Source organism: Nonomuraea wenchangensis, from assembly GCF_900111685.1.
Classification (GTDB): Bacteria; Actinomycetota; Actinomycetes; order Streptosporangiales; family Streptosporangiaceae; genus Nonomuraea; species Nonomuraea wenchangensis.
This window is the reverse complement of the sequence record NZ_FOHX01000016.1, coordinates 99,672-120,283: the sequence shown is the minus strand read 5'-3', so window position 1 is coordinate 120,283 and position 20,612 is coordinate 99,672. Positions and strand designations below refer to the sequence as shown.

Here is a 20,612-nt window from a genome sequence, read left to right as displayed (position 1 = left end):
GTAATCACGGCCGGAGCGCCACCGCAGCCGGGATAAGCAGACGGTATACGTCGAGCGGCAGGTCACCCCGCCCGGAGGGTCAGTCGTCGGTGGCGACGTACCCGATGATGCCGCGCAGCTTCTGCACCGGGATCGCCCCCTGCCGCAGCAGTCTGGGCACGGCGGTGGTGAGGTCGAGGATGGTGGAGGGCGTGTTGTCGGTGGTCTTGCCGCCGTCGAGGTAGACCGCGACCGACTCGCCGAGCTGCGTCTCCGCGTCCTCGGCCGTCGTGGCCGCCGGGGCGCCGGAGCGGTTGGCGCTGGAGACGGCCATGGGGCCGGTCTCCTTGAGCAGTTCGAGCGCCACCGGGTGGAGCGGCATGCGGACGGCGACCGTCCCCTTGGTGTCGCCCAGGTCCCAGGAAAGGGCCCTGTTGGCCTTGCAGACGAGCGTGAGCGGCCCCGGCCAGAAGGCGTCGATGAGATCCTGCCCGTACGGCCCCAGGTCGTCCACGAGCGCTGTGGCCGCTCGTACGGTGCCCACGAGCACCGGCGGCGGCATGTCACGCCCGCGCCCCTTGGCGTCGAGCAGGGCGGTGACCGCGGCCGGGGTGAAGGCGTCGGCGCCGATGCCGTAGACGGTGTCGGTGGGCAGCACCACGAGCTCGCCCCTGCGTACGGCCTCCGTGGCCTCCTTCAGCCCCTCTGCCTTCTGCTCCGGGTCTGAGCAGTCAAAGCGTCGTCCCACGGCGTACTCCTCGGTGGTGACTCAGTCCTGGCCCAGGCGGGCCGTGACGAAGCGGTCCCTTCTGGTGAGGTCCTGGCGCAGGCGCACGTCGCGCCAGCCGTTGTCCTCGGGGAAGGTCAGGTAGACGGCCCGGCCCTGCTGGTCGGCGTGCTCGACGGCGACCCAGCCGCCCGGCCGCAGCAGCCGGCGCGCGGTGCGCTCGACCGCGCGGACCTCTTCGAGCCCGTCGTCGCCGGAGCCGTAGAGCGCGCGGGCGGGATCGTAGTCGCGGACCTCGGGGTCGCGCGGGATCGCGCCGGGCGGGATGTAGGGCGGGTTGGAGATGACCAGGTCGACCTTGCCGTCGAGCTCGGGCAGCGCCTCGGCGAGGTCTTCCGGGTGCAGGTGGGTGCGGCCCTGGCCGAGCTCGGTGATGTTGCGCTTGGCCCAGGTGTAGGCCGCGGGATCGACCTCCACGGCGTGCACCTCGGCCAGCGCGACCTCCTGGGCGATCGACAGGGCGATGGCCCCGGAGCCGGTGCCGAGGTCGACGACGAGCGGCGCGTTGACGTCCATCTCGCGCAGCCGTTCGATGGCCCAGCCGGCCATGACCTCGGTCTCGGGGCGCGGCACGAACACGCCGGGCCCGACCGCGAGCTCCAGATAGCGGAAGTAGGCGTGGCCGGTGATGTGCTGCAGCGGCTCGCGGGCCTCGCGCCGTGCGACGCCCTCCCAGAACAACGCGTCGAAGTCGGCGTCCTTGACCGTGTGGAGCTCGCTTCTGCGCACGCCGTGGACGAACGCCGCGATCTCCTCCGCGTCCGTACGCGGTGAGGGCACGCCTGCCTCAGCCAACCGGGCGGTGGCGAGGGCGATCTCGTCCAGCAGCAGACTCATGAGTGTTGTGCGAGCTTCTCCGCCATCTCGGCGTCGATGAGGGACTGGGTGACGGCGTTGAGCTCGCCGTCGAGCACCTGGTCGAGGTTATACGCCTTGAAGCCGACGCGGTGGTCGGAGATGCGGTTTTCCGGGAAGTTGTAGGTGCGGACGCGCTCCGAGCGGTCGACCGTGCGGACCTGGGACTTGCGCTCGGCCTGCGCCGCGGCCTCGGCCTCCTCCTGGGCGATGGCCAGCAGCCGGGCGCGCAGGATGCGCATCGCCGACTCCTTGTTCTGGAGCTGGCTCTTCTCGTTCTGGCAGGAGACGACGACGCCGGTCGGCAGGTGGGTGATGCGGACCGCGGAGTCGGTGGTGTTGACGCTCTGGCCGCCGGGGCCGCTGGAGCGGTAGACGTCGATGCGCAGGTCGTTGGGGTCGACCTGGACGTCGACCTCCTCCGCCTCGGGGTAGACGAGCACGCCGGCGGCGCTGGTGTGGATGCGGCCCTGCGACTCGGTGACGGGCACCCGCTGCACGCGGTGGACGCCGCCCTCGAACTTGAGCCTGGACCACACGCCCTCGTCACCCTTGGCCTTGATGGCGACCGTGACGTCCTTGTAGCCGCCGAGGTCGGACGGCTGGGAGTCGATGACCTCGGTCTTCCAGCCCAGCCGCTCGGCGTAGCGGAGATACATGCGCAGCAGGTCGCCGGCGAACAGCGCGGACTCCTCGCCGCCCTCGCCCGCCTTGATCTCCATGATGATGTCCTTGTCATCATTGGGATCGCGCGGGATGAGCAGGTGCTTGAGCCGCTCCTCCAGCTGCGGGACGCGCGCCTCCAGCTCGGCGGCCTCGGCCGCGAACGACTCGTCCTCGCCGGCGAGCTCCTTGGCCGCGTCGAGGTCCTCGCGGACCGAGCCCAGCTCCCGATAGGTGGTCACGATCGGGGTGAGCTGGGAGTAGCGGCGGCCCAGGGTGCGGGCCTTGGACTGATCGGCGTGCACGGCGGGGTCGGCGAGCTGCAGCTCCAGCTCGGAATACTCCTTGAGCAACTCGTCGAGGTTCACCGTGGGTCCTTGAGGTGTGGGAATCGGCTGAGGGCGTGGTGTCGCTTACCGACAACGCCGACCCGGCGCACGCGGGTGTGCGGCCGGGCCGGCGTGTGGTGAGCTACTTGCCCGCGGCCTTCTTGCCGAAGCGCTTCTCGAAGCGCGCCACCCGGCCGCCGGTGTCCAGGATCTTCTGCTTGCCCGTGTAGAACGGGTGGCAGGCCGAGCACACGTCGGCGTGGATCACGCCGTTCTTGGCGGTGCTGCGGGTGGTGAAGGTGTTACCGCAGGAGCAGGAGACCTGCGTCACGTGGTAATCGGGGTGGATGTCGCTCTTCATCGCTGTCCTCTCGGGCTGCGGCCGCCGGGTCGCCGCTAGGCATGGCGTGAACCGGAACCGCAAAATGGTCAGCTACCAGTGTGCCAGATCGTGCAACCATCCCAGGCCATCGTGCATTCCCGCGCACCTCCCCCGCACTCCGCGCGCCGCCGCAATAGGCTCCTTTGCACCATCCCTCACTCTTGTTAGGAACTCCGGATGAGAAGAAGGCTGAGGTCGCTGCTCGCGACCGCCATGGGGGCCGCCGTTCTCCTGGGAGGCACCGGCACGAGCGTCGCCGACGCGACCGGCCGCAGGGCCGCCGGCGACTTCACGGGAGAGGCGTCCGCCAGCGCCTCCGTCCCGCTGCAGAACGAGGTCGAGGGCACTGTGACGCTCAACCTCAAGAACCCGGCCCAGGTCACGGGCGTGACGGGCGGCATCGAGGCGCCGGGCAGGGCCGTACGTACGGTGACGTTCGACTTCCGCCCCGGCGACACGGCGGACACGCAACGGATCACCGGCAGATGGCGGATCGCCGCGGACGACCCGGCGGGCGAGTGGAAGCTCAACGTCGCCGTCGCCCGCGACGGCGGCACGAGCAACACGCCCTTCGTCGTACGGGTGGCCGGCAAGCAGGGCATCACCGCCGCGAAGATCACCCCCGATCCGGTGAGGCTGGTCACCGGCAAGGACGTGAAGGTCACGGTCGAGGCGAGCGTGAAGGACGCGTCCAAGGTGTCGGCCAAGCTGGTCAGCGCGGGCGGCGGCGAGTTCTACGACCTGGGCGACCTCGCCAGGGAGTCGGACGGCAAGTACCGCGGCACCACCTACTTCTCCGACGACACCGCGCCGGGCGACTGGACGCTGGAGGTCTACGCGCACAAGGGCGGCCAGACGCTCAAGGGCGTGGCCGGCTTCACCGTCGCCGAGCCGGTCAACGGCGCCTCCAAGAAGGCGCGGTCGAGGGTGACGATCTCGGCCCCGGCCAAGGTCGCGGCGGGCAAGAAGGTCAAGGTGTCGGGGAAGGTCTACCGCGGCTCGAAGGCGTACCCGCGCAAGATCGTCGAGATGTACTTCAAGGTCAAGGGGACCAAGACGTACAAGCTGCTCGGTTTCGCGAAGACCACCTCGACCGGCAGGTACGCCAAGACGTACACGGCCCGCAAGGACGGCTACTACCGCGTCAGGGTGCCCGGCACGAAGACGACCAGCGCGTCGCTGTCGCCGCAGGAGTTCGTGGACGTCCGCTGACTCACCTGCTGATTCACCTGCTGGCTCACCGGCCGAGGTAGGTGAGCACGGCGAGCACCCGCCGATGGTCCTCGGGCGCCGGCCCGAGGGCCAGCTTGGCGAAGATGCCGGAGATGTGCTTCTCGACCGCGCCCTCGGTGACGACCAGCCGCGCGGCGATGGCGGTGTTGGAGCGGCCCTCCGCCATGAGGGCCAGCACCTCGCGCTCGCGCGGGGAGAGCGAGTCGAGCGGCGCGCCGCGGCGCTGCCTGCTGAGGAGCTGCACCACGACCTCGGGGTCGATGACGGTGCCGCCCGCCGCCACCTGCCGCACCGCCTCCAGGAACTCGGTCACGTCGGCCACCCGCTCCTTCAGCAGGTAGCCGACGGCCCGGCCGATGAGGTCGCCCGCGTAGCGCTCCTCGACGTACTGGGACAGGACGAGGATCGGGAAGTCGGGGCGCTCGGCGCGCACCCGCAGCGCCGCCCGCAGGCCCTCGTCGGTGTGCGTGGGCGGCATGCGTACGTCGACGATGGCCAGGTCGGGCCGGTGTGCGCGCACGGCGGCCTCCAGCGCCGGGCCGTCGCCGACGGCCGCGACCGTGTCGATGCCGCCGTCGGCCAGCAGCCGGGCGAGCCCTTCACGCAGGAGTACGGAGTCCTCGGCGATGACCACGCGCATGGCCCATGCTTACCACTCGCAGGGCAGCTCCGCGCGCACGATCGTGGGGCCGCCGACGGGGCTGTGCACGACGAGCACGCCGTCGATGGTGGCCGCCCGGTCCGCCAGTCCCGCGAGCCCGCCGCCGGGGGTGACGAGGGCGCCGCCGACGCCGTTGTCCCACACGTCCACGACCACGGCGGCCCGTTCCCTGAACACCGACACCGACGCCTCCGTGGCGACCGCGTGCTTGGCCATGTTGGCCAGCGCCTCGGCGACGATGAAGTACGCGATGCTCTCCACCGCGGCGGGCGGCCGTTCGGTCAGCTCGACCGTGACGTCCACCCGGACGGGGGCCCGCGCGGCCAGGCCGGACAGCGCGGCGTCGAGCCCGCGGTCGCTGAGGATGGCCGGATGGATGCCCCTCGCGAGGTCGCGCAGCTCGGCGATGGCGGCCTTGGTGCCGGCGTGGGCCTGGACGATGAGGTCGCGCGCCGTCTCGGGGTCGGTGTCGAACTTGGCCTGCGCCCGCCCGAGGTCCACCGCGACCGACAGCAGCCGCTGCTGCGCGCCGTCGTGCAGGTCGCGTTCGATCCTGCGCCGTTCGGCCTCGGCCGCGTCCACCCCGCGGGCGCGGCTGGCCCGCAGCCGCTCCTCCTCGGGGGCGCCGAGCAGGACGGTCGCGAGTGTCCCGTGCAGCCAGCCCATCGCGCGGGCGAGGTAGGCGGTCAGCACGAGCAGCACGAGCCCGGCGGGCACGCACAACCAGGCGGCGACCTCGTCCTCCACCAGGTAGGCATCACCTTCGGCCCGGCTCACCTGCAACATGACCGGCGCGAGGAGCAGCCCCGCCGTCGTCAGCCACAGCCCGAACGACACCACCGTCTCGACCGCGCCGAGCGGCACCAGCATGAGCAGGTAGCCCAGGTCCTTCCAGGTCGCGGGGTCGGTGACGAGCCACTGGATGTGCGCCCCCACCCCGCCCTCCGGCCGCCGCCGGTACGGGTCCGCGATGCGCACCCCGAACGCCGCCCGCAGCACCCGCCGCTCCAGCATCGCCCCGCCGCGCCACATGAGCACGGTCGCCATGGCGAGCGGCACGCCCACCCACACCACCGCCAGGGCGAGCGAGGCCGGCACCGCGAACGACAACACCATGAACCAGCCGATCCCGACAACCCCGCTGACCAACAGGTACGCCGCGGCCCGCCACGTCATGGGGTCGGCCAGCACCCCCAGCGGCCCTTTGGGCCCCCAGGGCACCCGGTCCTTCAACGCCACGGATCGCATGACGCAAGCCTGCACTGCCCGGCCTCGCGCGGGAATGGAGGTGACTCGCGTTCCAGGGTGGGGCTAACCCCCGTATCGGCCCCGGGGACGCCCCTCGAACGCGGAAAGGGCGGCAGGTGAGTCACCTGCCGCCCTTCGCCGTCGTGCCGCTAGTCGCGGTCGCTGCTCACCGTGGTCTTCTGGACCTGGAGCAGGAATTCCGCGTTGGACTTGGTCTCCTTCATCTTCTCCAGGAGCAGCTCCAGCGCCTGCTGCATGTCGAGCGCGTGCAGCACCCGGCGCAGCTTCCAGACGATCTGGAGCTCTTCCCTGGCCATGAGGATCTCTTCCTTACGGGTGCCGGACGCGTCGACGTCCACCGCGGGGAAGATGCGCTTGTCGGCCAGGGACCGGTTGAGCTTGAGCTCCATGTTGCCGGTGCCCTTGAACTCCTCGAAGATGACCTCGTCCATCTTGGACCCGGTCTCGACCAGGGCCGTGGCGAGGATCGTCAGCGAGCCGCCGTTCTCGATGTTGCGGGCGGCGCCGAAGAAACGCTTGGGCGGGTAGAGGGCCGTGGAGTCGACACCACCCGACAGGATGCGCCCGGACGCCGGGGCCGCCAGGTTGTAGGCGCGGCCGAGCCGGGTGATCGAGTCGAGCAGGACGACCACGTCGTGGCCCAGCTCCACCAGGCGCTTGGCGCGCTCGATGGCGAGCTCGGCGACCGTGGTGTGGTCCTCGGCAGGACGGTCGAAGGTCGAGTGGATGACCTCGCCCTTCACCGACCGCTGCATGTCGGTGACCTCTTCCGGCCGCTCGTCCACGAGCACGACCATCAGGTGGCACTCGGGGTTGTTGCGGGTGATCGCGTTGGCGATGGCCTGCAGCACCATCGTCTTGCCGGCCTTGGGCGGAGAGACGATGAGGCCGCGCTGGCCCTTGCCGATCGGGGAGACGAGGTCGATGATCCTCGTGGTGAGGATGTTGGGCTCGGTCTCCAGGCGCAGGCGCTCCTGCGGGTAGAGCGGCGTCAGCTTGTTGAAGTCGGGCCGGTTGCGGGCCTGGTCCGGGTCCATGCCGTTGACGGTGTCGAGGCGGACCAGGGCGTTGAACTTCTCGCGCCGCTCGCCCTCGCGGGGCTGGCGGACCGCGCCGGTGATGACGTCGCCCTTGCGCAGGCCGTTGCGGCGGATCTGGGCGAGCGAGACGTAGACGTCGTTGCTGCCCGGAAGGTAGCCGCTGGTCCTGACGAAGGCGTAGTTGTCGAGGATGTCGAGGATGCCGGCGATCGGGATGAGCACGTCGTCGTCGCCGATGACGGGCTCGCCCGCCTCGAAGCGCTCGCGGCCACGGCCACGGTTGCGCTCCCTGAAGCGGCCACGGCGGCCGCGGCCACCGCGCTCGTCGTCGTCGGCGCCGCCGCCCCGCTGGTCACCGCGCTGGTCGCGCTGGTCACCGCGCTGGTCGCCCCGCTGCTCGCCCCGCTGCTCGCCGCGGCTGCCCGCGTCGGCGGCGCGACCGTCGGCCCGGCCGTCCGTGCGACCGTCGGTGCGGCCACCCTCGCCGCGGTCACCGCGCTCGCCCCGGTCACCGCGCTCACCGCGGTCGGACGAACGGTCGGAGGACCGCTCGGCGGAACGGTCTGCGGAACGGTCGGAGGACCGCTCGCCGCGCTCACGGCGCTCGCCACGGCTGCGGCGCTCCCTGCGGCTCTCGCCGCGCTCGGCGCGCTGCTCGCCCTGGCCGGCGTCGGCGGCCTGGGCCTGCTCGACGACGGGCTCGGCGGCTGCGGCGGGCGCGGCCACGGGCTCGGGCGCCTGGGCCACGGGCTCCGGCGCGGCGGCCACGGGCTGCGGCGCCGGCTGCGGCGCGGGCTCCTCGACGGCGGTCTTGGCGCGGGAACGTTCCCTGCGTGCCCGGGTGGGCCGCTCGGCCGCGGGGGCCGCCTCGGCCACGGGTGCGGGCGCCTCCGCGGCGGCCGCGGGGGCCGGCGCGGCGTCGCCCGTGCCGCCACCCTGCTTCTCCTGGATGGCCGCGATCAGCTGGCTCTTCCGCATGCGCCCCGTCCCGCTGATGCCCAGCTCAGCTGCGATCTTCTGCAGCTCGGGCAGCACCTTGGCGGACAGGCCGGTGCCGGAGCGACGCGCACGAGGCTTGGCCGCGGCGCGAGTGGGGGTGTCGCCGGACGCGGGCTCAGCGCCTGGTGCGTCGGAGAGGAGTTCGGTGGTGTCGCTCAACTAAAAGGTCCTTCCCAGGGGTCGGGCGCCGGTTTTGTTCTGCCGGGCGTCCCGGAGGTGCTTGCGATCCGGCGGGACAGACCGGGTCGGGGTGCACTTTGCGATCTTCGGCTGTCGCTGGAGACGGCCGCCACTCTTGGAGAGGGGTTGGTCACGCCGCCGCTGGGCCGTGGCGCGTGCCTGACACCCCCCAGATTGCTGTCGCCAGCCAGATGTCGATTGGATTCGAATGCGCAGATCCCCGTCGTCGACGCCTCGGTTCGGGCCAACCGGGTGTGGGCCAACCGGAGGCGACTAATTCCGGGGAGACAGCCGCGCTGCCCACGCCTCGCGACGTGAAGCATGATGCAGCGATGTGTGGCTGACAAGCACGCACCCACCAAGGGGGCATCTGGTGCGGCTATCAGCCTAACATCACCAGCGCACACGGCTATTCCCTGAAGGTCTAAAGAGGCATCAGCGTGTCTCGGGGAACTGAACGTTCGCACCAACCGGGTCGACGTCCATTTGCTGGATGTGCCAGTCATTACCCACTTCTGGCGCGATCAAATCCTGCGTATCCGATGTCGAAAACGCAAGAACCGTGGGACCCGCTCCCGAAACGACCGCGGGCACGCCCACTGCACGCAGACGTTCTACCAGAGCCGCGCTCTGCGGCATCGCAGGCGCGCGGTAATGCTGATGGAGCCGATCTTCCGTGGCGGCGAGCAGGAGCCCCGTCTCGGGCCGCTGGGTCAGCGCGGCTATCAGCAACGCGGCCCGGCCGGCGTTGAAGGAGGCGTCCTTGTGGGGCACGTCCTTCGGCAGCAGCCCCCGGGCGGTCTCCGTCGCCAGCCGCGCGGACGGAACCAGGACGACGGGACGGACCCGCTGGTCGGGAGCCAGTTTCACCATATGCGGCGCCCCCGCGTGGTCGGACCAGGCGACGGTGAGACCGCCCGCCAGGCACGGCGCCACGTTGTCGGGGTGGCCCTCCATCTCGGTGGCCAGCGCGAACACCTCGTCGTCCGGCCACTCGACCTCCGCGAGCGCGCGGGCGGCGAGCAGTCCGGCGCACACGGCGGCCGACGACGAGCCGAGGCCGCGGGCGTGCGGGATGCGGTTGCGGCAGCGCAGGCGGATGCCCGCGGGCTGCGCGACCCCCATGCGGCCGAACGCCTCGCGCATGGCGCGTACGACCAGGTGGCGCTCGCCGAGGTCGACCTCACCCGCGCCCTCGCCGCTCACGCTGACCTCGACGCCGCGCTCGCCGGTGAGGCCGGCCTCGACCTCGTCGTACAGGCTCAGCGCGAGGCCGAGCGCGTCGAAACCCGGGCCGAGGTTCGCCGAGGTGGCGGGCACGCGGATGTCAACGGTCCTCATTCACGCATCAGATCCTCACTCCCCGCCCCCGTCAGGCGAGGTTGAGCGCCGCCGCGGCGGCGTGGACGTCGATGGGGATCACCGTCGGCGCCGGCGCTCCCGAGATGGCCCAGTCAGGGTCCTTGAGTCCGTTGCCGGTGACGGTGCAGACGATGCGCCGCCCCGGCTCGACCAGGCCCTGCTCGTGCGCCTGGAGCAGCCCGGCGACGCTCGCCGCCGAGGCCAGCTCCACGAACACGCCCTCTTCCTGGGCCAGCAGTTTGTACGCCGCCGCGATCTGCCGGTCGGTCACCGACTGGATGACGCCGCCCGACTCGTCGCGCGCCGCCGTGGCGAGCGACCAGGAGGCCGGGTTGCCGATGCGGATGGCGGTGGCGATGGTGTGCGGACGGGTCACCGGCGCGCCCTGGACGATCGGCGCGGCGCCGCTCGCCTGGAAGCCGAACATGCGCGGCTTCCGCGTCGCCAGGCCGTCGTCGAAGTATTCCTGGTAGCCCATCCAGTAGGCCGAGATGTTGCCCGCGTTGCCCACCGGGATGCAGTGGATGTCGGGCGCGTCGCCGAGCGTGTCGACGATCTCGAACGCGGCCGTCTTCTGCCCCTGCAGCCGGTAGGGGTTGACCGAGTTGACCAGCGCGATCGGGTAGCTGGACGACAGCTTGCGGGTCATCTCCAGACAGTCGTCGAACGACCCCTCGACCTGCAGCAGCGTGGCCCCGTGCACGAGCGCCTGGGCGAGCTTGCCCATGGCGATCTTCCCGCGCGGCACCAGGACGGCGCAGGTCAGCCCGGCGCGCACGGCGTAGGCCGCGGCGGAGGCGGAGGTGTTGCCGGTGGAGGCGCAGATGACCGCCTTGGCTCCCTCCTCGACGGCTTTGCTGATGGCCATCGTCATGCCGCGGTCCTTGAAGCTGCCGGTCGGGTTGGCCCCCTCGACCTTCAGGTAGACGTCGCACCCGGTGAGGGCGGAGACGCGGTGCGCGGGCACCAGCGGCGTGCCGCCTTCGAGCAGCGTGATGACCGGCGTCTTCGTCGTCACGGGAAGACGCTCGCGGTATTCCTCGATGAGGCCACGCCACGACCTGCTCATGATGACTCCCTACCTGCGGTGTTGGTCACAGAGTGTACGGGGTGCGGGCGACCGCAGCCGATTCGCGTCCATGAGTCGGACACAGCTCGGACACGGGTCGGACGTATGGGTTGGACAACGGTGCTATTGAGGAAATTCTCAGCATCTCCCGATAAGGTCTCGGCAGGGGGTCACGACCATGAACGCGCGTCCTGCTCTGAGGCAGAACGACTATTCGCCGATCGAGGCGCCGCCGCTGGGCGCCTGGTCACCCGCCCTTTCCGTGAGCGTGGTGATACCGGCGCACGGCGGGCAGGACAAGCTCGACCTGACGCTGGCGGCGCTGGCGGCGCAGACGTACCCGGACCGGCTGATGGAGGTCCTCGTCGTCGACGACGGCAGCGAGCCGCCCATCCGCCTGCCCGAGCTGCGGCCGGTCAACACGCGCGTCGTACGGGTGCGGGACGGCTGGGGCATCTCCAACGCCGTCAACACCGGCGCCAAGGCCGCCGACGGCGAGATCATCCAGCGGCTCGACTCGGACATGGTGGCCTGCCGCGAGCACATCGAGGCGCTGGCCCGCTGGCACCATGTGACCGACTACCTGGTCACGATCGGGATGAAGAAGTTCGTCGAGCCGCCGGCCGTCACGCCCCGGCAGGTCTTCCAGGCCCGGCGCCTGGACGAGGTGTTCGCGCTGGAGGAGGCCGTCTCCAGCTCCACCGAGGCGACGATCGCCAAGACGGACGGGCTGCGCGCGAGCCGCAACCCGTACCACGTGTGTACGGGGCCGACGTTCGCCCTGTCGCGGGAGGTCTTCCACGCCGTGGGCGGTCTCGACCCGACCGTGGCGCGCGGCGAGGACACCGAGTTCGCCTACCGGCTGGCCATGCACGGCGTCGTGTTCGTCCCCGACCTGGAGGCGCAGGCCGTCCACCTGGGGCTGCCGGCGCAGCACCGCGACAGGGAGCAGGCGGTGCGGGCGGTCGAGCCCTACCTGGCGCACCGCATCCCGCTGCGCAGGGACCTGCGCAAGGATCCCGGACGGCGGTGGCTGGTGCCGTACGTGGAGGTCGTGCTCGACGTCACCGACACCTCCGGGACGGTGGTGCGGCAGGCGGTCGCGGCGGCGCTCGGCGGCAAGCTGCAGGACGTCGTGGTGACGCTGGTCGGGCCGTGGTCGCTGCTGCGGGACGGGCGGCGTTCGGTGCTCGGCGACCCGTGCTTCGAGCTGCGGCTGCTGCGCGACCTGTTCGCGCACGACGAACGCATCCGGCTCATCGACGAGGCCGCGCCGACACCCGCGCCGTGCCCGTTCCGCTACCGGGGGCCCGTGGACGTGCCGCTGCACCGGGCGACGTTGGAGCGCATGATCGAGTCGGCGCAGAAGGACCTGGCGGGCGTGCTCGTCGTTGACCTGCCGGACGGGCGGACGGCCCGGCTGGAGCGTACGTCGGCGCTGGGGCGCGCGGTCCTGCTCACCGAGCCCGGCGCCGGCCCCGCCGACCTGGACGCGGTCATCGCGGCCACGCACGGCGTACGGCACGAGCCGCCGGACCGCTACTGGCCCGCACCGAAGCAGCCCGAGCCGGTCACCATCCCGGCGCCTGGGCCGGTGACGATGCCCGCCGCTGATGCCGAGCGCTCCTTGCTCGGCCGCCTGAAGTCCGCCCTCCGCCCCAACTGACCGCGACCTGGGGCGGCTGCGTAGCTTTAGTCGCGGGGGCGGCGGAGGGCGCGGCGCATGGTGGTGGAGACGACTGTGCGGAGGCTCTGCTGGGCCGCGCGGTTGGCGGCGGCGAGCTCGCGGCGCAGACCGCCGACCTCGCGCCGGAGCTCGACCGCCGACTTGCGCCAGCGCCCGGCCTCCTCCTTCCACTTGCTCACCTGCGCCCGCAGCCGCTCGTTCTCCTTGGCCAGCCGGGCCGCCTCGGCCTGGGCCTCCGCCCGTGCCCGGTAGACGCTCCGCCGGCCCAGGGGCGGCGCCGCCGCTTCGGCGGCGAATCCGTACGTCTCGCCGTCCACCCACGTGACGCCGGACACCTCGTCCACCACGTCGTCCAGGTCCTCGCCGGGCGCGGCCACGAGGCGGGCCCTGGCGAAGGCGGAGAGGCGTTCGAGCCGGGCCGCGACCACGCCCTCGGCCGACTCGCTCAGCAGCACGTTGACCAGCCCCAGCCCTTCGTCGCGGGCCAGGTCGAGCAGCCGGGCCAGGCTGTCCTCCTCGGGGACCCAGCCGGCGGGCAGCCGCAGCACGTACGGGACGGCGGGGTCCACGTCCTCGGCGGCGGCGGCGAGGCGCACCCGCCCGTCGTACCGGTAGTGGCCCTCGACCAGCACCAGGTCCAGTGCGGGGTCGCGGAGCGGGGCGCGGCGCTCGCGGCGCAGGGTGTCCCAGGGCCCGACGACCAGCACCGACAGGTCGGGCACGGTCGCGGCGAGCAGCGCGTCCACGCTCGCCCGCACCTCGTCGTAGCCCGCCGTGCCGTCCACGACGGCCGTCACGTAGGGGACCTTCCACTGCCGCCCCGGATGCCCGCGCAGCCACCGGTAGGCGGGGACGCGGTCGGCCACGAACGCGTGGCTCACCCGGTCGATGGCCGGCTTGTCGCGCATCCGCATGGTGGGCCCGAGGTGGTAGGCGCGGGCGGCCGGCTCGGGCACGAAGACCGCGCCGGCCTGGCTCAGCCGGTAGCCCATCTCGGTGTCCTGGCCGAGTACGAGGTCGTCGTCCATCGGCCCGGCCGCCGCGACGAGCCGGGCGTGGACCGAGGTGGCGCCGCCGACGTGCAGGCTGAAGGGCCGCTGCGGGTTGTCGGTGAGCCCGCCGGTGCGTTCGACGAGGTCGACGATCCAGGTGTGCGGCTCGGCCGGCTCGAAGTGCGCCTCCAGGTCGTCGGGCAGCTCGGCGGGCGGCTCGGCCTCGGTGAACCTGATGTAGCCGGTGACGACGAGGTAGGGCGCCGTGTGGTGCCAGCGCATGTGGGCCTCGATCGCGCCGGGCGTGAGCACAACGTCGGAGTCGAGCCAGTGGATGACCTCGCCGCTGGCCTCGGCCAGCCCGGCGTTGCGCGCGGCGGCCCGGCCCGGCTCGGGGCAGCGGATCAGCCGGGCGCCCTTGGGCGCGGCCCCGGGCAGGCGCAGCGGCGGCTCGCTGCCGTTGTCGACGACGATCACCTCGGTGAGCTCCGCCGGATAGGTCTGCCGGGCGAGCGCCGCCAGCACGAGGTCGAGCTTGTCCTGCCCGCCGTACGCGGGGACGACGACGCTGACCGTCAGCTCCGGTGTGAAGCCGGGCTCCGGCCGCAACGTCCGGTAGTCGTTGCCGCGTACGCGGGCGATCCGGTCGGTCACGCGGCCTCCATGAGCAGGCTCGGCCGGAACCCGCGCCACTGGTTGGCGGCCACCTTGACGAAGTGGGCGAGCGGGAGCTGCCAGGTGTGGTCGCCGCTCAGCCCGCGGCGCAGGACGTAGCCGAGCCCGTGCGTACGGTAGATCTTCGCGCCCGCCCCCGAGGCCGCCTTGAGGAACTCGAGGTCCACGGCCCGCGCGACCGGCGGGAAGCCGCCGAGCTCCCTGAACCGCGCCAGCGGCACCATGATCGTGCCGCCGGCCACGTGGTCGGAGTAGACCTCGCTCGGATAGCCGGCGCCGCTGGCGAACGTCGTCCGCCTGATCGTGGCCTTCAGGGGCTCCAGGTAGAAGAACTCGGCGGTGGTGCCGACGATGTCGGCCCCGGCGTAGGCGCGGGCCATGACCAGGTCGGACAGGTGGTCGGGGCCGTACCAGTCGTCGTCGTCCCACTTGGCGAGGAGGTCGCCGCCGGCGAGCGCCGCCGCCTGGTTGAGCACCTCGCCGAACGGCACCGACTCCGCGACCTCGACCCACCGCACCGGCAGCGCGCAGTTGTCGACCGCCTCACGTACGTGCTCGTACGGCACGCCGTGCAGCCCCAGCACCACCTCGGCCGTCACGCCGCGCTGCCGCTCCATCTGCGCCAGCGCCGCGCCGACCAGGGCCGGCCGTTTGGTGGCCATGACGATGCTGACGCTGGGCGGGGTCGCGGGCGCGGGGTGGGCGAGGCGGCGCAGGCGTACGCTGTGCTCCTCCCGCCGCAGGTCGGCGAGGCTGCGGGGGGTGCCGTCGGCGGCGTGGCCGAGCCAGTCGCGGTCGGTGAGCAGCGCCGCGAGGCCGGCGGGCACCCAGTCGGGGGCCCGCTCGGCGGTCAGCGGGACGCCGGCCGCGGCCAGCTCGACGATCCCGTCGAGGGGCACCGGACCGTCCGGCCACTCGATCTCCAGGCCGCGCAGCGGGCGCAGCTCGGGCACGGCGGGCGGGCGGCCGTCCACCGCCCATCCGCCGCCCGCCCAGTGCAGGCGGGCCGGCCCCTTCTCCGGCGTGCGCAGGAAACCGCACGGGGTGACGGACATGAAATGGGTGCTCCTCGACCGCGGGGATTCAGTCGGCGCCTACCTTACGCCCGTTTCGCGGCCTTCCGGCGCTAGTCGTCGCCCTCCACGCGCATCACGCCGGTCACGGCCCGCACGATGTCGAGCTCCCGCAGCCCCTCCAGCGTCGCGGTGAGCGCGGCGTCGGTGGCGCGGTGGGTGACGATGACGAGCTGGGCGTCGTCGCCGTGCCCCTCCTGGCGCACGGTCTGGATGGACACGTCGTGCTTGGCGAACAGCTCGGCCACCCGCGCCAGCACGCCCGGCTTGTCGGCCACGTCGAGCGCCATGTGGAGGCGCGTGACGGTCTCGCCCATCGGGTGGGCGCTCAGGTCGGCGTAGGTGGACTCCTCGGGGCCGCGGGTGCCCGCGAGGCGGTTGCGGGCCACCGCCACCAGGTCGCCGAGCACGGCCGAGGCCGTGGGGGCGCCGCCCGCGCCCTTGCCGTAGAACATGAGCTGCCCGGCCGACTCGGCCTCCACGAAGACCGCGTTGTAAGCCTCCCGCACGCCCGCGAGCGGATGCGTGCGCGGGATCATCGCCGGGTGCACGCGCACGCCGAACGAGCGGCCGTCGTCGGAGCGGGCGCAGATGGCCAGCAGCTTGATGACGTAGCCCATGGCCTTGGCGGAGGCCACGTCGGTGGCGGTGATCTCGGTGATGCCCTCGCGGTGCACCGCGGCGGCCGTCACCCGGCTGTGGAAGGCGAGCCCGGCGAGGATGGCGGCCTTGGCCGCGGCGTCGAAGCCCTCGATGTCGGCCGTGGGGTCGGCCTCGGCGTAGCCGAGCGCCTGGGCCTCCTCCAGGGCGTCGTTGAAGGACGCGCCCGTGGAGTCCATCTTGTCGAGGATGTAGTTGGTGGTGCCGTTGACGATGCCGAGCACACGCTTGACGTGGTCGCCGGCCAGCGACTCGCGGAGGGGACGCAGCAGCGGGATCGCGCCCGCCACGCTCGCCTCGAAGTAGAGGTCGCCCTTGCCGGCCCGCGCCGCCTCGTGCAGGGTGGCGCCGTCCTCGGCCAGCAGCGCCTTGTTGGCGGTGACGACGGACTTGCCGCGCGACAGCGCCGAGACGATGAGGCCGCGGGCGGGCTCGATGCCGCCGATGACCTCGATGACGATGTCGACGTCGTCGCGGGCGACCAGCGACTCGGCGTCGGTGGTCAGCAGCGCGGGATCGACCTCGACGTCGCGTTTGCGGCCGAGCCGGCGCACGGCCACCCCGGCCAGCTCCAGCGGCGCGCCCACGCGGGCGGCGAGGTCGTCGGCCTGCTCGTGCAGGAGCCGGATGACCTGCGAGCCCACAACCCCGCAGCCCAGCAGAGCCACTCTCAGCGGTTTCACAGCTGCCCCCTCAACAGGTCTTCCTCGGTCTCGCCCCGTACGATCACCCGGGCCTTGCCGCCCGAGACGGCCACCACGGCCGGCTTGGGCAGGTAGTTGTAGTTGCTGGCCAGCGACCGGCAGTAGGCGCCGGTCGAGGAGACCGCCACCAGGTCGCCCGGCGCGAGGTCGGCGGGGAAGTGGCAGTCGCGCACGAGGATGTCGCCGCTCTCGCAGTGCTTGCCGACCAGGCGGCTCAGCATGGGCGCGGCGTCGCTCGCGCGGCTGGCCAGCACCGCCGTGTAGTCGGCGCCGTAGAGCGCGGTGCGCACGTTGTCGCTCATGCCGCCGTCGACGCTCACGTACGTGCGCAGCCCCTCGACGTCCTTGACCGTGCCGACCTCGTAGAGGGTGATGCCGCCAGGACCGACGATCCCGCGGCCGGGCTCGACGGTGAGCCGGGGCACCGGCAGGCCCGCGTCCACGCAGACCTTGGTGACGATCTCGCGCAGGCCGTCGGCCAGCTCCTTGATGTCGGGCGCGTCGTCGCCCTCGACGTAGGCGATGCCGTAGCCGCCGCCGAGGTCGAGCTCGGGCAGCACCACGCCGTGCTCGTCCTTGATCTCCACCAGCAGCCTGGCCAGCCGCCGCGCGGCCACCTCGAACCCGCCGGTGTCGACGATCTGGGAGCCGATGTGGGAGTGCAGGCCGACGAGTTCGAGCTGCGGCAGCGCGAGCACGCGGCGTACGGCCTCGGCCGCGGCGCCGTGGCCGAGCGAGAGGCCGAACTTCTGGTCGTCGTGCGCGGTGGCGATGAACTCGTGGGTGTGGGCCTCGACGCCGGTGGTGACCCGGATCATCACCTTGGGCCGCTTGCCCATCTGCTCGGCGAGGTAGCCGAGCCTGGCGATCTCCTCGAAGGAGTCGACCACGAGGTGCCCGACGCCGGCCTCCAGGGCCCTGGACAGCTCGGCGACGGACTTGTTGTTGCCGTGGACGGTGATGCGCTCGGGCGGGAAGCCGACGCTGAGCGCCACGGCCAGCTCGCCGCCGCTGGCGACGTCGAGGCCGAGCCCCTCGTCGTGGAGCCAGCGCACGATCTCCTTGCACAGGAACGCCTTGCCGGCGTAGTGGACGTCGGAGCCGGCGAAGGCCTCGGCGTAGTCGCGCATGCGCGAGCGCACGTCGTCCTCGTCGAGGACGTAGAGCGGGGTGCCGAAGTCGCGGGCGAGGTCGCGCACGTCCACGCCGCCGACCGTGAGCGCGCCATCGGTCCGGGTCGACGTTCGGGGCCAGATCGCGGGCTGGATCCGGTTGAGGTCGGCGGGCGCCTGCGGCGGGCGCTCCTGGGGCAGCATCTCGGCGTGCCGGTCCCCGGCGGGATGGGCGAATCGACTCACCCGATCGAGGCTATCGGAACCGCCACTCCACCATGACCTGGTGACCACGTATCGAGACGGGATCCGGCTCCACGGGGGATATTTTTACGCTTTTTCGCTGTTTGGCCGAATATTTTGCGATCTATCAGAGTCGTTCCGGACCCATCAGCACCTGTCCCACCGCCACCGCCAGCCGCACCCGCGCCGTGTGCACCGGCAGCGCCGGCTCGTCGCCGCGCGGCACGGCGGGCGCGCGCTCGTGCGCGTCGTGGAAGGCCAGGGCCAGCCGCACCAGGTAGGTCTCCCACCCTGGCTCCCTGCTCAGCGCCCGGCCCGGCAGCTCGGCCAGCGCCCGCAGCACCGCCCGGTCCCAGGGGCCGTCCAGCGCCGCCGGGTCGAAACCGTCCCCGGGCACCCCGAGCGCGCGGGCCCACCTCATTACCGCCCGCGCCCGCGCGTGCCCGTACCGCACCACGAATCCGGGGTTGTCCCAGGTGCGCGGGAAGTCCGGCCAGCCCGGCTCCGGGATCGCCGGGACCTCGAACGACTCCAGCAGCGTGCCGGGCACGCGCACCTCGATCTCCAGGAGCCCGTTCGCGCGGGCCGCGACGCCCGCCACGCCGGGCACCGCGCGGACCCGCCCGGCCAGCTCCGCCACGGGCATCCGCCGCCGGAGCGCCGCCGCCGAGACGAGCAGCGCCCGGCGCTCCCAGCTCCCCTCGGGCGCGGGCGGCTCCCCCAGCACCCCGGCCAGCTCCGGGAACGTCATGCCGAGGACTTTAGATGAGCGCGTGGGGCTCGGCGGAGCCGTACTCGACCAGCTGGGCGGCGCCGAGCAGCCAGCGGTCCTCGTCGCGCACCCGTACGTAGCCGAACCGGTCGGCCGAGAACACCCTGATCCCGTCGGTGCGGCACTGCCGCATCATGACCTCGTCCCAGCCCTCGCTGAGGTCGGCGAAGCCGATCTCGCGCAGGGCGTTCCTGCGGGCCAGGAGGGTGGCGCCGGCGATCTCCGGCAGGTAGGCGTACTCGGCCTCGGGCTGCTTGAGCAGCGTGGCCTGGGGCTTGCGCAGGTGGGCGTAGTAGGCGGCCTTGCCGACGAGGTCGGCGGTGCTGAACAGGAACGCCCGGCGCAGGTCGGCCAGGTAGTGGGGGCCGTAGACGTCGCGCGGGTCCATGACCGCCACCAGGTCGGCCTCGCACAGGTCGAGCCCGGCGGCGAGCATCGCGCCCTCGCTCATGGACGGGTGCGGCCGGCGGTAGACGACGTCGAGGTCCGGCAGCACGTCGCGGGCGCGCAGCTCGGCCTCAGGCGGCCCGATGACGATCACCTGGGCCACGCCGGTCTGCCTGGCGACCTGGGCGAGCCCGTGCTCCACGAGGTGCGGGTCGGTGATCGGCAGCAGCACGGACGTCTCCAGCGTCGCGCGGGCGCTGGGCAACCCGATGGTCTCCAGCAGCTCGTCCACGCGCTCGGTCATCGTCCCCATCTGGTACGCCCGCCGCAGCGCCACGTGCGCCCGCCGCGAGTCGGCCTCGGTGCCGATGGGCGTGCCGCAGGCGGCGATCTCGGCCAGCCGCCACTGGGGCGTGCCGGGCGGGCAGTCGGCGGCGGCCGGCCATCGGTAGGAGGTGAGCACGTCGGGGTAGGCCAGGTGGCCCGGCAGGAGCTGGTCGAGCGTGAGCACCCGGTCGATGCGCCCGCCGGCCAGGGGCAGCGGGTTGTGGACGCGCGGCTGGATGCCGAACTGCAGCCTAGGCCAGGGCACGGACAGGTCATTGGTGAAGCGGTGCTCGAAGAGCTGCGCGGTGGCGGCGTAGGCGTCGATGGCGCCCTTGGTGTGCCAGAACACGGTGCGGATGCCGCGCTCGGCGCACCAGGCCAGCAGCGCGCGGATGCCCTCGCCGGGCTCGCCGGTGATCTCCTCGGCCCACGGGCCCTCGGTGACCGACTCGACCACGAGCAGGTGGGGCACCTCCAGCGGGAGCACCCGGGCGAAGTCGCGGGGCGTGAAGCCGGTGGTCTGGCGCCACTCGTAGCGGAGCAGTGCCTCCGCGTGCGGGTCGGCGATCACCGCCGCGGTGATGTGCGGCCTGGTGTTCGGGCCGGTCGGCACCCGGAACGGCTTGAGCTTGAACGAGGCGCCGCCGAGCGTGCGGGTGGAGGTCGTCGCCTGGTAGGCGGCGCCGGGGCGCTCCTCCTTGCCGGCGGCGGGAGTGACGGGCCTGCGCTTGGGGGCGCTCGGCCGCTTGACCGGCTTGGCGGCCGTCCGCAGGCCCTTGGCGAGCCGGACCGGGTTGCTCTTGCCGCTCTTGATCGCGTCGCCGAGCCGGTTCCAGCGGGCGACCTTGATCGACGACAGCTTCCAGTTGGCCACCTCGGCCTGGAAGCGCTGCTCGGCCAGCTCCCTGCGGAGCTTGTCCGCGGCGGCCCGCTCGGCCTCCAGCGCGGCCTCGGCCTCGCTCAGCCGCTCGGCGAGCGCTCTGGCCTCCTCGACGCTGCGCTCGGCCTCGGCGAGCCGCCCCTGGGCGGCGTCGAGCAGCCTCGCCAGCTCGGCGGCCCGCTCCGCCTGCGCCACCGCGTCTCGCAGTGCCCGGCGCGTGCTCTCAAGCTCAGTGGACAAGTCGACCTCCGCTTCCTCAGCCTGGCAAAGGATACTCTTTTGCGAGAAGCGG

17 protein-coding genes are annotated in these 20,612 nt (G+C 72.5%); 2 read left to right on the top strand and 15 right to left on the bottom strand.

Annotation, left to right across the window (positions count from 1 at the left end; genetic code table 11):
- Positions 1–79: 79 nt before the first annotated feature.
- The 4 genes from BMW85_RS36350 to rpmE all read right to left on the bottom strand — a co-directional run bounded on the left by BMW85_RS36350 (position 80) and on the right by rpmE (position 2,974).
- Positions 80–727, bottom strand: coding sequence for an L-threonylcarbamoyladenylate synthase (locus BMW85_RS36350; RefSeq protein WP_091090819.1), 648 nt, complete (start codon positions 725–727; stop codon positions 80–82).
- Positions 728–748: 21 nt separating this feature from the next.
- On the bottom strand, positions 749–1,603 hold the full coding sequence (gene prmC, locus BMW85_RS36345) for a peptide chain release factor N(5)-glutamine methyltransferase (RefSeq protein WP_091090817.1): 855 nt from the start codon (positions 1,601–1,603) through the stop codon (positions 749–751).
- Positions 1,600–2,652, bottom strand: a complete 1,053-nt coding sequence (prfA, locus tag BMW85_RS36340; protein WP_091090814.1) for a peptide chain release factor 1 — start codon at positions 2,650–2,652, stop codon at positions 1,600–1,602. Before prfA ends, prmC begins: the two co-directional genes overlap by 4 nt.
- Positions 2,653–2,755: 103 nt before the next feature.
- Positions 2,756–2,974 carry a 50S ribosomal protein L31 gene (gene rpmE / locus BMW85_RS36335; protein WP_091090811.1) on the bottom strand — a complete coding sequence of 73 codons (219 nt, stop codon included), beginning with the start codon at positions 2,972–2,974 and terminating at the stop codon, positions 2,756–2,758.
- A 198-nt stretch (positions 2,975–3,172) separates the two neighbouring features.
- Between rpmE and BMW85_RS36330 the strand changes: the two genes are divergently transcribed.
- Complete coding sequence (locus tag BMW85_RS36330) at positions 3,173–4,207, top strand: hypothetical protein (protein WP_143082522.1); 1,035 nt, start codon at positions 3,173–3,175, stop codon at positions 4,205–4,207.
- A 25-nt stretch (positions 4,208–4,232) separates the two neighbouring features.
- Here the strand turns inward: BMW85_RS36330 and BMW85_RS36325 are convergent, their stop codons facing one another.
- From BMW85_RS36325 to thrC, 5 genes are all read right to left on the bottom strand, one after another.
- Complete coding sequence (locus BMW85_RS36325; protein ID WP_091090806.1) at positions 4,233–4,868, bottom strand: response regulator; 636 nt, start codon at positions 4,866–4,868, stop codon at positions 4,233–4,235.
- A gap of 9 nt (positions 4,869–4,877) precedes the next feature.
- On the bottom strand, positions 4,878–6,137 hold the full coding sequence (locus BMW85_RS36320) for a sensor histidine kinase (protein ID WP_177241066.1): 1,260 nt from the start codon (positions 6,135–6,137) through the stop codon (positions 4,878–4,880).
- 149 nt (positions 6,138–6,286) lie between these two features.
- Positions 6,287–8,356, bottom strand: coding sequence for a transcription termination factor Rho (gene rho / locus BMW85_RS36315; RefSeq protein ID WP_091090803.1), 2,070 nt, complete (start codon positions 8,354–8,356; stop codon positions 6,287–6,289).
- Positions 8,357–8,812: 456 nt separating this feature from the next.
- Positions 8,813–9,718 carry a homoserine kinase gene (gene thrB / locus BMW85_RS36310; RefSeq protein ID WP_091090800.1) on the bottom strand — a complete coding sequence of 302 codons (906 nt, stop codon included), beginning with the start codon at positions 9,716–9,718 and terminating at the stop codon, positions 8,813–8,815.
- 31 nt (positions 9,719–9,749) lie between these two features.
- Positions 9,750–10,808, bottom strand: a complete 1,059-nt coding sequence (thrC, locus tag BMW85_RS36305) for a threonine synthase (RefSeq protein WP_091090798.1) — start codon at positions 10,806–10,808, stop codon at positions 9,750–9,752.
- Between the two features lie 178 nt (positions 10,809–10,986).
- On the opposite strand from thrC, the gene BMW85_RS36300 reads away from it, so the two are divergent.
- Complete coding sequence (locus BMW85_RS36300; protein ID WP_091090796.1) at positions 10,987–12,474, top strand: glycosyltransferase; 1,488 nt, start codon at positions 10,987–10,989, stop codon at positions 12,472–12,474.
- Positions 12,475–12,500: 26 nt separating this feature from the next.
- On the opposite strand, the gene BMW85_RS36295 is transcribed toward BMW85_RS36300, so the two are convergent.
- The 6 genes from BMW85_RS36295 to BMW85_RS36270 all read right to left on the bottom strand — a co-directional run bounded on the left by BMW85_RS36295 (position 12,501) and on the right by BMW85_RS36270 (position 20,560).
- Positions 12,501–14,141 carry a glycosyltransferase family 2 protein gene (locus BMW85_RS36295; RefSeq protein ID WP_091090793.1) on the bottom strand — a complete coding sequence of 547 codons (1,641 nt, stop codon included), beginning with the start codon at positions 14,139–14,141 and terminating at the stop codon, positions 12,501–12,503.
- Complete coding sequence (locus BMW85_RS36290; protein ID WP_091090790.1) at positions 14,138–15,217, bottom strand: glycosyltransferase family 2 protein; 1,080 nt, start codon at positions 15,215–15,217, stop codon at positions 14,138–14,140. The genes BMW85_RS36295 and BMW85_RS36290 overlap by 4 nt, the downstream gene beginning before the upstream one ends.
- A 71-nt stretch (positions 15,218–15,288) precedes the next feature.
- The gene (locus tag BMW85_RS36285) at positions 15,289–16,578 is read right to left on the bottom strand and encodes a homoserine dehydrogenase (RefSeq protein WP_245775266.1); all 1,290 of its coding nucleotides are present in this window, start codon (positions 16,576–16,578) and stop codon (positions 15,289–15,291) included.
- The gene (lysA, locus tag BMW85_RS36280) at positions 16,575–17,957 is read right to left on the bottom strand and encodes a diaminopimelate decarboxylase (RefSeq protein ID WP_091090786.1); all 1,383 of its coding nucleotides are present in this window, start codon (positions 17,955–17,957) and stop codon (positions 16,575–16,577) included. The genes BMW85_RS36285 and lysA overlap by 4 nt, the downstream gene beginning before the upstream one ends.
- 124 nt (positions 17,958–18,081) lie before the next feature.
- The gene (locus BMW85_RS36275) at positions 18,082–18,705 is read right to left on the bottom strand and encodes an anticodon-binding protein (protein ID WP_091090783.1); all 624 of its coding nucleotides are present in this window, start codon (positions 18,703–18,705) and stop codon (positions 18,082–18,084) included.
- Between the two features lie 10 nt (positions 18,706–18,715).
- Positions 18,716–20,560: a glycosyltransferase family protein gene (locus BMW85_RS36270; RefSeq protein ID WP_245775265.1), complete on the bottom strand. Its 1,845-nt coding sequence runs from the start codon at positions 20,558–20,560 to the stop codon at positions 18,716–18,718.
- Positions 20,561–20,612 lie beyond the last annotated feature (52 nt).